Consider the following 14,297-nt stretch of genomic DNA (forward strand, 5'->3'; position numbering starts at 1 on the left):
TCCTCCGGCCCGCCGGTGTGGACCGGGCCCACCCCGCCCCCGATCGACATGAAGCTGTCGATGGGGTCGCCGCAGGCGCAGGTGACGATCGTCGAGTTCGGCGACTTCAACTGCCCCAACTGCCGCCATTTCGCCCGTGACATCTGGCCGGAGCTGAAGCGCAAATACCTCGACACCGGCGTCATCCGGATGTTCTGGCGCGACTACCCGATCCGTGGCCGCTCCTCCGACCTGGCCGCCGTCGCCGCCAGGGCCGCCTCGCGGCAGGGCAAGTTCTGGGAGTTCCACGACGCCCTCTACACCGGCCGGGCGCGGCTCACCGACGACGGCCTGCGTGCCGCCGCCGGGCAGGCGGGCCTGGACCTGGCCAGGTTCGAGGCCGACCGGCGCGACAAGTCGGTGCGCCAGGCCGTCGAGGACGACAGGAACTTCGCGCTGCAACTCGGCCTGCCCGGTACGCCGGCGTTCCTGATCAACGGCGAGCTGCTGTTCGGCGCTCAGCCGCTGGCGACGTTCGAGCGGGCCATCGAGAAGGCCCGCCGCGAGCGATGACGGACGTCGGCTACGCGGCAGCGTTCCTCGGCGGCCTGTTCTCGCTGGTCAGCCCGTGTGGCGCGTTGTTGCTTCCGGCGTTCTTCGGCTACGCCTTCCCCGGCCGGCGTGAGCTGGTCGGCCGCACGCTGCTGTTCTACGCGGGCCTGTGCGCGGTGCTGGTGCCGCTGGGCCTGGGGTCGGCGCAGGTGAGCCGGTTGTTCTACGGCAGACAAGACCTGCTGGTGACCGTCGCGGGCTGGGCGCTGATCGGGCTCGGGCTGGTGCAGGCGCTCGGGCACGGATGGAGTCTCGGGCCGCTGGAGCGGCTGAAGGCGCACGTCCACGGCGATTCCGCGGGGGCGGTGCTGGCGCTGGGCGCGGTGTCGGGGCTGGCCGGGTTCTGCGCGGGGCCGGTGCTCGGCGCGGTGCTGACGGTCGCCGCGGCCTCCGGCGACGGCCTGCGCGGCGGGCTGCTGCTCGCGGTCTACGCGGCCGGCATGTCGGCGCCGCTGCTGCTGCTGGCCGGCCTGTGGGAGCGCTACGACCTGGGCCGCAGGCGGTGGCTGCGCGGGCGCGGGCTGCGGCTGGGCCCGCTGCGGCTGCACACCACGTCGTTGCTGTCCGGGCTGGTGTTCGCCGGGCTCGGGGTGCTCTTCCTGCTGTCCGACGGCACCCGCGCGCTGGCCCTGCCCATCCCGGACGACTGGGAGACGCGCCTGCAGGAACTGGCCGCAGGGGCGCAGCAGGCGCTGCCCGACCTGGCGCTGATCGGCGTGGCGGCGGTGGCGCTGGCCGCGTTCACGTTCTGGCGGCTCAACCGCCGCTGAGCCCGCCGCCATCGGCCGGGGCCCGGTGACGGGCGCGGAAGCCGGCCGCCTTGGCCCGGTTGCCGCATTCGAGCATGTCGCACCAGCGCCGCGACGAGGCCCGCGAGGTGTCCACGTACAGCCGGGTGCACGCTTCGGCGCCGCATTCCTTGACCCGCGCCGCCCCCGGCCCGCCCAGCAGCTCGATCGCCTGCCTGGCCACGGTGGACAGCGCGGCGCGCACGTCCCCGTGGCGTTCGACGCCGCCGTTCGCGGCCAGCCCGACCAGGACGGGAGGCACGGCGGCGGCCCGGTTGACGGTCTCGCGGTCGGCGCCGGACGGCCGCTCCCCGATGGCGAGCCGGTAGACGGCCTCGCGCAGTTCCTTGGCCGCGGCCAGGTCGTCGGCATCGGCGGCCGGCGGGGCGCCGAGCAGCCCGGCGGCGACCGTCCATGCGGCCAGGTCGCCGGGGGTGGCCAGCAGGTCGCGCCGGTCGGACCTGCGGTGCTGGACGGTGCCCGCCAGGTCGAGCCCGAGATCGCCGCTGACGAAGGTGAAGCGCGTCACACCCCCATGCTAACCGCCTTGACAGGTTAGACAAATCGGCGACACAGTTGAATAACCGGCTCAGGTGGTTATTCAAGGGAGATCGGCATGGCGGTCGAGACGGCCGAGGTACGGAGCGCGGCGTCGGCCCTCGTGCCCGCGGTGTTCGTGGTGACGTGGAGCAGCGCCTTCGTGGCCGGGGTGATCGGCGTGGCCGCCGCGCCGCCGCTGCTGCTCACGTTCGTCAGGTTCGCGCTGGCCGGCCTGCTGCTGGCCGGGTTCGCGCTGGCGGTGCGCGCGCCGTGGCCGCGCGGCCGGCGGCTGCTGCACGTGGTGGTGTCGGGCGCGCTGGTGATGGCGGTGCAGTTCGGCGCGCTGTACTCGGCCATGGCGCTGCGGATGCCCGCCGCCGTGGTGGCGCTGGTGCAGGGGCTCAACCCGGTGGTGATCGCGTTGCTGGCCGGGCGGTTCCTGGGCGAGCGGGTGAGCCGCGCCCAGTGGCTCGGGTTCGGCCTCGGCGCGGCCGGGGTGGGGCTGGCGGTGGCAGACCGGGTGAGCCTCACCCTGTCCGGGCTGGCGTTATGCGTGCTGGGGCTGCTCGGGATGAGCCTGGGCACGCTCTACCAGAAGCGCTTCGCCGGCGACCTGGACGTCCGCACCGTGACCGCGACGCAGACGCTGACCGCCGCGCCGCTGGTGGGAGTGGTCTCGCTGGCCACGGAGCCGATGCGCGTGGACGACTGGGGCTCGTTCTCCGCCGCGCTGGCCTGGCTCGTGCTGGTGAACTCGATCGGCGCGTACCTGCTGCTCAACACGATGCTGAAGCGGGGTTCCGCGAGCCGGGTGAGCACGGTGTTCTTCCTCACCCCGCGGTGACGGCGCTGCTGGCCTGGCTGCTGATCGGGCAGAGCCCGCACCCGCTCTCGCTGGCCGGGCTCGCGGTGGGCGGCGCCGGCGTGCTGCTGGCCAACCGGCCCTGACCCGCCACGGCTGATACCGGAAAGCCCGGCCCTGACCCGCCACGGCTGACGCCGAAGAGCCCGGCCCTGGCCCGCTACGGCTGGTGGCCGGAGAAGCCCGGCTTGCGCGGCGGCTGGCCGGCGGGCGGCGGCTCGGCGGGGCCCTCGACCTCGCCGCCCTGCGGCCAGGTCACCCCGGCGCGGGTCTCCGGGCTCTCGACCCGGAAGCGGGGCAGCGCCTCGGGGTAGTTCTCGCGGACGTAGTTGACCAGGTGCTCGCGGACGTCGCACTTGAGGTCCCAGGAGGACGGCGAGTCCGCGGCGCTCATCAGCGCCCGCAGCTCGATCAGCCCGTTCGGGCACACGTCGGTGACCTGCAACGTCCAGTCCTTCTGGTCCCACAGCGGGTTCTCCTGCAAGAACGCGTACAGCTCGTCGCGCAGCTTGTCCACCGGGACCGACCAGTCCACCCGCAGGAACACCACGGCGAGCACCCGGCTGCCGTGCCTGGTCCAGTTCTCGAACGGGGTCTGCGTGAAGTACGACACGGGCAGCACCAGCCGCCGCTCGTCCCACAGCCGCAGCACCACGTAGGTGAGCGTCAGCTCCTCGATCCTGCCCCACTCGTTCTCGACCACGACGACGTCGTCGAGCCGCAACGCGTCGCTGAAGGCGAGCTGCAGCCCGGCCAGCACGTTGCCGATCGTGGGCTGGGCGGCGATGCCGACGACGGCGCCGGCGATGCCCGCCGAGGCGAGCAGACCGGCGCCGAGCGCGCGCACCTGCGGGAAGGAGAAGAGCATCGCGCCGATGGCGATCACGATGATGACCGCGGCGGCGATGCGGCGCACCAGCGCGATCTGCGTCATGATCCGCCGCGCCCGCCGGTTGCGCTCGCCCTCGACCATCACCAGCCGGTCCAGGACGACGTCCGTCAGCGCGTACGTGGACTCCACGATCAGCCAGGTCACCGACCCGATGGTGAGCAGGCCGAGAATCCGCTCGATCGTCCCGGCGACGCTCTTCTCCGCCTCGGAATCACCCAGGATGCCCGGCCCGAACACCACGTTGAACGCGACGATGGCCGCCACCGAGAACGCCGGCCACGTGCAGTGCTCCACCAGATGCCGGGCCAGCGCCCATTTGCGTCCGATCCTGGACAGGACCCGGCGGGTCACCTCCACCACGATGACCGCGCTGATCACCGCGATCACCAGGATGGGCCAGTTCGCCGGTGACTGCACGCGCTCATACCCCCCGATAACTAGAACGTCTCGTCAAAAGTCACATTGCCCTCAACCGCCACCTGGTAAGCAGAGACACGCCGCTCGAAGAAGTTGGCCAGCTCCTGCACGTCCTGCAACTCCATGAACGCGAACGGGTTGGCGGTGCCGTACCGGCCGGGCAGGCCGAGCCTGGCCAGGCGCTGGTCGGCGACGTACTCCAGGTACTGGCGCATCTGCTCGACGCTCATGCCCGGCATGCCGTCGCCGCACAGGTCGCGGGCGAAGGCCAGCTCGGCCGCGACGGCCTCCTCGATCATGCGGGTGACCTGCTCGCCCAGCGCGGCGTCGAACAGCTCGGGCTCCTCGGCCCGGACCGTGTCGACCACGCTGAACGCGAACTCCATATGCATGGACTCGTCGCGGAACACCCAGTTCGTCCCGGTGGCCAGGCCGCTGAGCAGGCCGCGGGAGCGGAACCAGTACACGTAGGCGAACGCGCCGTAGAAGAACAGGCCCTCGATGCAGGCGGCGAAGCAGATGAGGTTGAGCAGGAACTGACGGCGTTCGTCGGCGTTCTCCAGGCGGCGCAGCCCGTTGATCGAGTCGATCCACTTGAAGCAGAACTCCGCCTTGTCGCGGATCGACGGGATGTGCTCGATCGCGGCGAACGCCTTGACCCGCTCGTCCGGGTCGGGCAGGTACGTGTCGAGCAGCGTCAGGTAGAACTGCACGTGCACCGCCTCCTCGAACAGCTGCCTGCTCAGGTACAGGCGCGCCTCGGGGGCGTTGACGTGCTGGTAGAGGTTGAGCACCAGGTTGTTGGCGACGATCGAGTCGCCGGTGGCGAAGAAGGCCACCAGCCGGTTGATCAGGTGGCGCTCCTGCGGCGTCATCCTGGCCAGGTCGGCCAGGTCGGTGTGCAGGTCCACCTCCTCGACCGTCCAGGTGTTGCGGATGGCGGCCCGGTAGCGCTCGTAGAAGTCCGGGTAGCGCATCGGGCGCAGCGTGAGGTCCATGCCGGGGTCGAGCAGCATCGCGTTCTCCAAGGGGAAGAAGAGGGGTCTTACTGGCAGGCTTCGCAGATCTCGGGGTTCTCCAGCGAGCAGGCGATCACCTCGGCGAGCGGCTGGGGCGCCGGTTCCGCGAGAGTGGGAGCCAGGGCGGCGACCGTGGTCTGCGCGATCCTGGTGGCCGGGCGCGAGCGCAGGTAGTAGGTGGTCTTCAGGCCCTGCTTCCAGGCGTAGGCGTACATCGACGATAGCTTGCCGATCGTCGGGCTGGCCATGAACAGGTTGAGCGACTGCGACTGGTCGATGTACGGCTGCCTGGCCGCCGCCAGGTCGATCAGCGCCTTCTGCGGCAGCTCCCAGGCGGTGCGGTAGAGCAGTTTGAGGTCGTCGGGGATGCCGGGGACGTCCTGCACCGAGCCGTCGGCGCGCTTGACGGCGTCGCGCAGCTCCTGGGTCCACAGCCCACGAGCCTGCAGATCGGCCACCAGGTACCGGTTGACCTGCAGGAACTCGCCCGACAGCGTTTCGCGCTTGAACACGTTGGACACCTGCGGCTCGATGCACTCGTAGCAGCCGGCGATCGAGGCGATGGTCGCGGTGGGCGCGATGGCGATCATGAGCGAGTTCCGCAGCCCGGTGTCCGCGACCTTCTCGCGCAGCGCGGCCCAGCGGGCGGAGGTCCCGGCCGCGTAGTGGTCGGGGTGCAGCACGCCGCCGGCCGCCCGCGTGTCGTCGTACGACGGGTGCCTGCCCCGCTCGACGGCCAGGTCGGCGGAGGTGTCGTAGGCGGCCAGCGCGATCTCCTCGGCGATGCGCGTCGACAGCTCCAGCGCCCGCGGCGAGTCGAACGGCAGCCGCAGCGTGAAGAACACGTCGGCCAGGCCCATGACGCCCAGCCCGATCGGCCGCCAGCGCCGGTTGGCCGCCTCGGCCTCGGGCGTCGGGTAGAAGCCCAGGTCGATGGTCCGGTCCAGGAACCGCACCGCGGTGCGCACGGTGGCGCGCAGCTTGTCCCAGTCGACCCCGCCGTCAATCAGGTGGGCGGCCAGGTTGACCGAGCCGAGGTTGCACACGGCCGTCTCGCCGTCGCTGGTGACCTCCAGGATCTCGGTGCACAGGTTCGACAGGTGGATGACGTTCTCGGGCCTGGCGGTCTGGTTGGAGGTGCGGTTGGCGGCGTCCTTGAACGTCATCCAGCCGTTGCCGGTCTGGGCCAGGGTGCGCATCATCCGGCCGTAGAGCGTCCTGGCCGGGAGCTGACGGGTGAAGCGGCCGGCCGCCTCGTAGGCCCGGTAGGCGGCGGTGAACGCCTCGCCGTACAGGTCGGTGAGGTCGGGCACCTCCTTCGGGTCGAACAGCGACCACGTCTCGTCCGCCTCGACCCGGCGCATGAACTCGTCGGGCACCCAGTTGGCCAGGTTGAGGTTGTGCGTGCGGCGGGCGTCCTCGCCGGTGTTGTCGCGCAGCTCCAGGAACTCCTCGATGTCGGCGTGCCAGGTCTCCAGGTAGACGCAGGCCGCGCCCTTGCGCCTGCCGCCCTGGTTGACCGCGGCCACCGACGAGTCGAGCGTGCGCAGCCACGGCACGATGCCGTTGGAGTGCCCGTTGGTGCCCCTGATCAGCGAGCCGCGCGAACGGATCCTGGTCCAGGAGATGCCGATGCCGCCGGCGTACTTCGACAGCCGCGCCACCTGGCCGTACCGCTGGTAGATGGCCTCCAGCTCGTCGCGCGGCGAGTCGAGCAGGAAGCACGAGGACAGCTGCGGCCGGCGCGCGCCCGAGTTGAACAGCGTGGGCGAGCTGGGCAGGTACGACAGCGTGGACATCAGCGCGTACAGCTCGGCGGCCTCGGCGACCGACTCCGACAGCCCGCAGGCCACGCGCAGCAGGAAGTGCTGCGGTCGTTCGAGCACCCGGCGGTTCTCGGGGTGACGCAGCAGGTAGCGGTCGTAGACGGTACGCAGGCCGAAGTACTCGAACCGGTCGTCGGCGGCGTCGTCGGCCAGCGCGTCCAGCTCGGCGGCGTGCGCCGCGACGAACTCGGCCAGGCCGTCCTGGATCAGCCCGGCGGCGTGGGTGGCGGCGATGGACTGCGAGAACGTCCGCACCCCCTGCCCGGCCGCCTCGTCGGCGATCTCCTCGGCCAGCAGGCCGGCCGCGACCCGGGAGTTGGCCGGGTCGGCGATCACCCGGGCGGCCGCCTCCTCGATGGCCAGGCGCCGGTCAACCTCAACGATCTGCGTCACTGCGTCTCCTCGCGAGCTCATCCCCCGTGAGGGCACGCGGAAGCACGCCGAAGGCACAGCACGGCGCTTCCGAGAGCCCTCCCTCGAGGCCCTGGACAGATGGCCGGGCACGGCCCGGCCGTCACCGGCAGGTCTTCGGGCTCGCGGGCACGCCGAAGAAGGCTCCTACTGGCCGTCGCTTCCCGGATCTCTCCAGTGCTCGTGACGGCGGTCGTTCCCGCTCACCGCTGCGGGGCAGCCCCGGATTCGCACCGGGTTCCCTTTTGCTCCGCCCCGAGGGGCGAACCAGCGACAGTGCAGGATCCTACATCTAGTGGCAGCGGCCGCAACCACTACAGGATGTTGTGCCTTCAGCCGTGTCGGAGCAGTCCGAGGTCGCGCAGCACCTCGCGGGTGCGCTCGACCTCGCCGGTCAGCCACAGCGTGAAATCCTCGCCGCTGAGCGGCATCGAGGCCCACCCGTTGGCCCGGCAGGCCGCCTGCCAGGTGTCCGAGCCCGTCACCTCGTCACACAGCCGGACGGCGGTGTCGCGGCGGTCGTCCGGCAGGTGGTCGGGGCCGACGGCGGCGCACCAGTTGGCGAAGTCGACGCGGACCCCGGACTCCAGCAGGGTCGGCACGTCGAGCCCGGGGACCCGGTTGGCCGACGACACCGCCAGCGCCCGCACCCGTCCGCTGCGGATGTGGGCGAGCCAGTCCGACAGGCTGCCCACCCCGGCGGCGGCCTTGCCGGCCAGCAGCGCGGGCACGGCCTCGTGGCTGCTGGGGTAGCCGGTGTAGTCGACCTGCCGGGTGTCGGCGCCCAGCCCCTTGGCGATCAGACCGAACAGCAGGTGGTCGGGGTCGCCGTGCGGGCCGCCGGCCAGCAGCGTGCGCTCGGGCTGGGCGATGAGGTGCGCGCCGAAGTCGTCGAAACCCCTGAAGCGGGACGTCGCGGGCACCACCACGACGGCGATCTCGCCGACGAGCCTGGCCAGCGGCGTGGCGAGGTCGAGCAGGGTGCGGCCGTTGTTCAGTTCGGCGGCGGCCAGCGCGGGCAGGCCGGTGATCGAGATCCTGGTGCCCGCGCTCCTGTCCCCCGCCTGCGGGTCCTCCTCCAGGCGGTCCTCGCCGCCGTCGGCCGCCCGGCCGTCCCCTGATGCCCCGCCGGGTGGACGGCCGCCGGGTCCTCCCGCGATGGAGCCGCCGCCCGGGGCGCTGCCCGGAGTGCCGCCTGGGGTGCCGCGGTCGGCGGCGGTGACGTCGAAGCCGTTCTCGCGGGCCGCCGCGACGAAGGCCTGGCCGACCCGGGCCCAGCGGCGTCCGGGCGGGCGCAGGGTGAAGGCGGCGCCCAGCCCGGCGGGGCTTCCCGGCGCGCGTTCGGTGCCGCAGCCGGCCACGCCGCCGGCCCCGGCCGCGCAGACGGCCAGGCCGAACCCCAGCGTCAGGAACCGCCGACGGCGCATGCGCCCCTCCCCCGAGTTACGCGAGTCCCCCATTACCTGAAGTTATTGACACTTCACTCGCAGTTACACATCGGGGTTGCGACCACCCTTGGCCTGGAAAATCGCGAAATTTGGGCTTTAGTCCTTTATGCCGACGCCGCCCATGAGATAGCCGGGCAACGGCCGCGTGCTCACCAGCTTCGGCCGATCGGGACGCCAGTCCACGGCCTGCACCAGGCCCGGCGGCACCAGCGAGAAATCACCGAAGAATGTCCGGATCTCCGCCGGAGATCGGGTTCCGCCGCGGCGCGACGAGCCCCGGTGAATGACCTTGCCGCCGCCCCCGGAACGGCTCTGCGCGACCGACGCGGCGTGCGTGAGAACCAGGTGACTGCCCGGCGCGAGCGCCTCGCGCCAGCGCGCCACCATCGCCTGCGGATTCGCGTCGTCGGGCAGAAAATGCAGGATCGACACCAGCAGGACGGCGACCGGCTCGTCCAGGTCCAGGAATCTGGCCGCCCGGGCCAGCACCTCGTCGGCGTCGAGCAGGTCGGCCTGCACGAACACGGCCTCGCCCGCGTCGTCGAGCAGCCGCCTGGCGTGCGCGGCGACCACCGGATCGCGGTCGACGTAGACGACCCTGGCCTGCGGCGCCACCTCGTGCACGTTGCCCTGGGTCGGTAGCCCGCTGCCCAGATCGACGAACTGGCGCACCCCGGCGGCGGCCGCGTAACGCACGGCACGCTGCAGGAAGGCCCGGTTCACCCGGGCCTGCGGGACCGCCTCGGGAACCAGCTCCGACAGCCGATCAATGGCCTGGCGATCGACCGCGAAGTTGTCCGTGCCTCCCAGCATGTAGTCATACATGCGTGCGAGGTTGGGCGTTTCGGGGTCAAGCTGCCGCACAATTGCGATCTTATGACTATTCGCCCGGAAATAACACTAGGCGCGTTTCAATCGTTGCCGAATTGGATACATACCACTTTCCACCCGGGAACCCGGGCGCGCGGAACGCACGCCCGGGCCTTTGTGGTGACTTATTCGACCGTCACGCTCTTGGCCAGGTTACGCGGCTTGTCGACGTCGCGGCCCAGCGCCACGGCCGCGTGGTAGGCCAGGAGCTGCAGCGGGATCGTCAGCAGGATCGGGTCGAGCTCGATCTCGTTCTTCGGGATGACGATCACGTCGTCGGCCAGCTTGGCGTCGGGCTCGCGATGGCCGACCATGAGCACCCGGCCGCCGCGGGCGCGGATCTCGCCGAGCGTGGTGAGGTTCTTGTCGAGCAGTTCGTCGTCGGGCACGATCGCCACCGTCGGCATGTCCGGCCCGATCAGCGCCAGCGGCCCGTGCTTCAGCTCGCTGGCCGGGTAGGCCTCGGCGTGCACGTAGGAGATCTCCTTGAGCTTCTGCGCGCCCTCGCGGGCCACCGGGTAGCCGCGCACCCGGCCGACGAACATCATGCTCGGGTGGTCGGCGTACTTCTGCGCCAGCTCGGCGATCTTGTCGCCCTGGGCCAGGATCTCCTCGATCTGGCCGGGCAGCCGGCGCAGCCCCTCCACGATGCGGCGGCCGTCTGCGGGCGACAGGTCGCGCACCCGGCCCAGGTGCAGCGCGAGCAGCGCGAACGCCATCGACGTCGAGGTGAACGCCTTGGTCGAGGCCACCGAGACCTCGGGCCCCGCGTGCAGGTAGATGCCGCCGTCGACCTCGCGGGCGATGGCGCTGCCGACCGCGTTGACGATGCCGATGACGCGCCCGCCCTTGCGCTTGAGCTCCTGCACGGCGGCGAGCGTGTCGTACGTCTCGCCCGACTGGCTGATCGCGACGTAGAGCGTGTCGGGGTCGACGACCGGGTTGCGGTAGCGGAACTCGCTGGCCGGCTCGGCGTCGGACGGGATGCGCGCCAGTTCCTCGATGAGCTGGGCGCCGATCTGCCCCGAGTAGTAGGCCGAGCCACAGCCGATGATCTTGACGCGGCGGAAGGAGCGGGTCTCGCGCGCGTCCATGTTCAGCCCGCCCAGGTGGGCGACGGCGAAGCGCTCGTCGAGCCGGCCGCTCATGGTGCGGGTGATCGTCTCGGGCTGCTCGGAGATCTCCTTGAGCAGGTAGTGCTCGTAGCCGCCGGTGTCGTAGTGTCCGGCGTCCCAGTCGACGGTCAGCGGCTCCTTGGCGGTCTCGCGGCCCTCGCCGGCGAAGGTGTGGAAGCCGTCGGGCGTGAGCACGGCCAGCTCGCCGTCCTCCAGGTGCACGACCTGACGGGTGTAGCGCACCAGCGCGGCCACGTCGGAGGCGGCGAACATCTCGCGCTCGCCGATGCCCAGCACGATCGGGCTGCCCATGCGCGCCACGACCACCTCGCCCGGCCTGTCGCGGTCGATGACGGCGATGCCGTAGGTGCCGACCAGGCTCTTCAGCGTCTTCCTGACCGCCTCCTCCAGCGAGTCGTTCTCGTCGACCGCGCGGGCGATCAGGTGCGCGATCACCTCGGTGTCGGTCTCCGAGGCGAACTCCACCCCGTCGGCCACCAGCTTGGCGCGCAACTCGTCGGCGTTCTCGATGATGCCGTTGTGCACCACCGCCACCCGCTCGTCGTGCGACAGGTGCGGATGGGCGTTGAGGTCGCTCGGCACGCCGTGGGTGGCCCAGCGGGTGTGGCCGATGCCCAGACCGCCCTTGAACCTGGCCGGCACGATCTTGGCCAGGTCGGCGACCCTGCCCTTGCACTTGCGGACCTTCAGCCCCTTGTTGGACACCACGACCCCGGCCGAGTCATAGCCCCGGTACTCCAGCCGCTGCAGGCCCTCCAGCAGGATGGGCGCGGCGTCCTTGGGGCCGACGTAGGCCACGATTCCGCACATCGAGGTCTCCTCTATCCGTAAACAATCCTGCGCAGCTGCCGCAGGGACAGCTCCGGTGCCGCCACCCGGCGGCCGCGTAGTTCGGCGGCGACCCGGGGGAAGATCTCGTCGTTGGTCAGGCCGCGCAGTTTGAGCTCGCCGTGGCGCCGCCGTACGAACTCCTCGACGGTCTCGGAGAAGTACGACAACACGTCGGCCACCACGCGGGCCGCCTCTCCTGGGCCCAGCGGGCTGGTCCTGGTGAGGTGGGCGATGAGGTCTTCGTAGGGATGCCGTGCCGTGGACACAGACGAGGACACTACGCATGTGGAATGAGACACGCCAACATCCTGCCCGATATCGGGCAGGAAATGACCCAACGGCTTCACGTGCTCGCCCCACCCCCCGTGTCGAGCCGTCCGCGGCGCTTCGAATTCCCCCTGGCCGCGATCACTTCCGCCACTGCCGTACCCACTGAGAGCGGGGCGAAAGCACCAGGTCAGCGGGCGAGATGCGGCTCACTCACCTGTATCACCAGACCCGGGTGACTCATCCCTTTCAAGGGCATGGTTACGTTATGTAGTCACATCGTGCCGATCCGTGGGGAGTTGTCATGCTGCTCTGGCTCGCCGCCGCCGCCCTGACCGCCGGCTCTGTCGTGGTCTCGTCCGCCGCCGCCGTGCAGCCCGCGCCGGGGCAGGCCGCGCTGGGGTCGCCCGCGCCTGTGCAGTTCGCGCCTGTGCATTCCGCGCCTGGGCGGGGGCGGCAGGCCGACTTCGCGGCCGCGGCGCGCGAGTTCGGGGTGCCGGAGAACGTGCTGCTGGCCGTGTCGTACCTGGAGTCGCGCTGGGACGCCAACGGCGGCCGGCCGAGCACGTCCGGCGGGTTCGGGCCGATGCACCTGGTGGACGTGGCGGCCGCCGAGGCCGCGGCCGAGCGGGCGCCCGGACTGGGCGGCGCGCACGGGCCGCACCCGCACGGGATCGGCGACGCGGCCGGCGACGCCAGGGGCGACGATTCGCGTCCGCTGCCGCCGGCGCCCGAGGAGCCCCCGCCCGCCGGTCCGCCCGCGGCGGCGCTGCGGTCCGGCGCCCCCACCGGCCTCGGGACCCTGGTCAGGGCGGCCGAGCTGACCGGCGAGCGGCCCGGCCTGGTCAGGCGCGACCCGGCGGCGAACATCCGCGCGGGCGCCGCGCTGCTCGCCTCCTACCAGCGGCGGCCGAGCACCGACCCGGCCGACTGGTACGACGCCGTCGCCGACTACTCCGGCTCCGGCGACCCGCTGGCCGGGCGCACGTTCGCCGACGAGGTGTACTCGGTCATGCGCACTGGCGCGGTGCGGCGCACCGACGACGGTCACCTCGTCCGCCTCAGCCCGACGCCAACGCTGACCGAACCGAAGCTCGCGCCCGCTCCCGCCGCCGCACCCGCCCCTGGGCAGACCGCCGCGGAGTGCCCCCGCACGCTGGCCTGCGAGTGGATGCCCGCCGCGCACAAGCGCCACGGCAAGAAGAAGAGCGGCGAGTACGGCAACCACGACCGCGTGAACGGCGCCAGAACCGTGAACTACATCGTGATCCACGACACCGAGGGCACCTACCAGGGCATCCCCTCCATGATCAACGATCCCAAGTACGTGAGCTGGCACTACACGATCCGCTCCCGCGACGGACATGTCGCCCAGCACGTGGCGACCAAGGACATCGGCTGGCACGCGGGCAACTGGGACGTCAACGTACGTTCGATCGGCATCGAGCACGAGGGCTACCTGGCCAAGGGCGGCACCTGGTACACCGAGGCGATGTACCGCTCGTCGGCCAAGCTGGTGCGTTACCTGGCCGGCAAGTACCGCGTCCCGATCGACCGCGCCCACATCCTCGGCCACGACAACGTCCCGGGCACCACGCCGCAGACGCTGGCCAGCATGCACGAGGACCCGGGGCCGTACTGGGACTGGGCGCACTATTTCGAGCTCATGGGCCACCTGATCAAGGGCGCGAAGAACGGCACGTCCTCGGTGCTCATCCGCCCCGACTACGACGCGCACCGGCCGCGCTTCACCGGCTGCACCAGCACCAAGCCCGGCCGGGCGTGCCCCACGCACGGCGCCGCCTCCGTCTGGCTGCACACCCAGCCGAGCCCCACCGCGCCGCTGGTCAATGACGAGGGCAAGCACCCCGGCAAGCCGGCCACCTACAGCGTCTACGACCACAGCGCCCGCGCCTCCACCGGCCAGCGCTACGCGGTGGCCGGCCGCCAGGGCGACTGGACCGCCATCTGGTACCTGGGGCAGAAGGCGTGGTTCCACAACCCGGACAGCCGGCCCACCGCCGTCTCCGCCAAGGGCCCCCTGGTCACCCCGCTCAAACCGGGCACCAAAGTGTACGGCCGGGCTTACCCGGAGAAGGGCGCCTATCAGGGCGTCACCTTCCAGCGGCACGTCCCGCTGAAGTACACGATCGGGCCGGGGCAGTCGTACACGCTGGGCGGCACGTACACCGGCGCCTACTACGCGGCCGGGTCGCTCAACCCGGCCAAGCACGTCATGGTCAGGGGCGGGCTGCGCTACCACCAGATCCAGCTCGGCCACCGCGTCATGTTCGTCAAGGCGAACGACGTGCGGGTGATCCGCTGAATTTCGCCCCGGCGGCCGCTCAGTGCGCACAGGCACTCTCCGGAGACGATATGGTTTTCCCGTGGCCCGGTGA

Annotated in this window: 12 protein-coding genes and 1 riboswitch; of the genes, 4 read left to right on the plus strand and 8 right to left on the minus strand. The window is 71.4% G+C overall.

Annotated elements, in window-relative coordinates; translation table 11 throughout:
• On the plus strand, positions 1–552 hold a 552-nt coding region (locus HII36_RS07615), incomplete at its 5' end, for a DsbA family protein (protein WP_173522362.1).
• Positions 549–1,361 (plus strand): cytochrome c biogenesis CcdA family protein, encoded by an 813-nt coding sequence (locus HII36_RS07620; RefSeq protein WP_173522363.1) that lies wholly within the window; start codon positions 549–551, stop codon positions 1,359–1,361. The genes HII36_RS07615 and HII36_RS07620, both read left to right, overlap by 4 nt.
• On the opposite strand, the gene HII36_RS58575 is transcribed toward HII36_RS07620, so the two are convergent.
• The gene (locus HII36_RS58575) at positions 1,348–1,908 is read right to left on the minus strand and encodes a CGNR zinc finger domain-containing protein (protein ID WP_173522364.1); all 561 of its coding nucleotides are present in this window, start codon (positions 1,906–1,908) and stop codon (positions 1,348–1,350) included. The two genes, HII36_RS07620 and HII36_RS58575, sit on opposite strands and share 14 nt — an antisense overlap.
• Positions 1,909–1,995: 87 nt before the next feature.
• Between HII36_RS58575 and HII36_RS07630 the strand changes: the two genes are divergently transcribed.
• Positions 1,996–2,763, plus strand: coding sequence for a DMT family transporter (locus tag HII36_RS07630; protein WP_217369282.1), 768 nt, complete (start codon positions 1,996–1,998; stop codon positions 2,761–2,763).
• Between the two features lie 178 nt (positions 2,764–2,941).
• Here the strand turns inward: HII36_RS07630 and HII36_RS07635 are convergent, their stop codons facing one another.
• From HII36_RS07635 to HII36_RS56380, 7 genes are all read right to left on the minus strand, one after another.
• Complete coding sequence (locus HII36_RS07635) at positions 2,942–4,090, minus strand: mechanosensitive ion channel family protein (protein WP_173522365.1); 1,149 nt, start codon at positions 4,088–4,090, stop codon at positions 2,942–2,944.
• 20 nt (positions 4,091–4,110) lie between these two features.
• On the minus strand, positions 4,111–5,106 hold the full coding sequence (locus HII36_RS07640) for a ribonucleotide-diphosphate reductase subunit beta (RefSeq protein ID WP_173522366.1): 996 nt from the start codon (positions 5,104–5,106) through the stop codon (positions 4,111–4,113).
• Between the two features lie 29 nt (positions 5,107–5,135).
• Complete coding sequence (locus HII36_RS07645) at positions 5,136–7,328, minus strand: ribonucleoside-diphosphate reductase subunit alpha (RefSeq protein ID WP_407940759.1); 2,193 nt, start codon at positions 7,326–7,328, stop codon at positions 5,136–5,138.
• Positions 7,329–7,437: 109 nt separating this feature from the next.
• Positions 7,438–7,633: riboswitch (cobalamin riboswitch) on the minus strand.
• A 45-nt stretch (positions 7,634–7,678) separates the two neighbouring features.
• The gene (locus HII36_RS07650; protein ID WP_173522368.1) at positions 7,679–8,773 is read right to left on the minus strand and encodes a Bug family tripartite tricarboxylate transporter substrate binding protein; all 1,095 of its coding nucleotides are present in this window, start codon (positions 8,771–8,773) and stop codon (positions 7,679–7,681) included.
• A gap of 117 nt (positions 8,774–8,890) precedes the next feature.
• Complete coding sequence (locus HII36_RS07655; RefSeq protein ID WP_328807628.1) at positions 8,891–9,658, minus strand: SAM-dependent methyltransferase; 768 nt, start codon at positions 9,656–9,658, stop codon at positions 8,891–8,893.
• 131 nt (positions 9,659–9,789) lie between these two features.
• Positions 9,790–11,610, minus strand: a complete 1,821-nt coding sequence (gene glmS / locus HII36_RS07660; protein WP_173522370.1) for a glutamine--fructose-6-phosphate transaminase (isomerizing) — start codon at positions 11,608–11,610, stop codon at positions 9,790–9,792.
• Between the two features lie 11 nt (positions 11,611–11,621).
• A complete protein-coding gene (locus HII36_RS56380; protein WP_173522371.1) occupies positions 11,622–11,897 on the minus strand; it encodes a hypothetical protein in 276 nt (91 codons plus the stop codon).
• Between the two features lie 305 nt (positions 11,898–12,202).
• Here HII36_RS56380 and HII36_RS07670 point away from each other — a divergent pair, with 305 nt between their 5' ends.
• Positions 12,203–14,224 carry an N-acetylmuramoyl-L-alanine amidase gene (locus HII36_RS07670; protein WP_173522372.1) on the plus strand — a complete coding sequence of 674 codons (2,022 nt, stop codon included), beginning with the start codon at positions 12,203–12,205 and terminating at the stop codon, positions 14,222–14,224.
• Positions 14,225–14,297 lie beyond the last annotated feature (73 nt).

Source organism: Nonomuraea antri (assembly GCF_013283785.1).
GTDB classification, from domain to species: Bacteria; Actinomycetota; Actinomycetes; order Streptosporangiales; family Streptosporangiaceae; genus Nonomuraea; species Nonomuraea antri.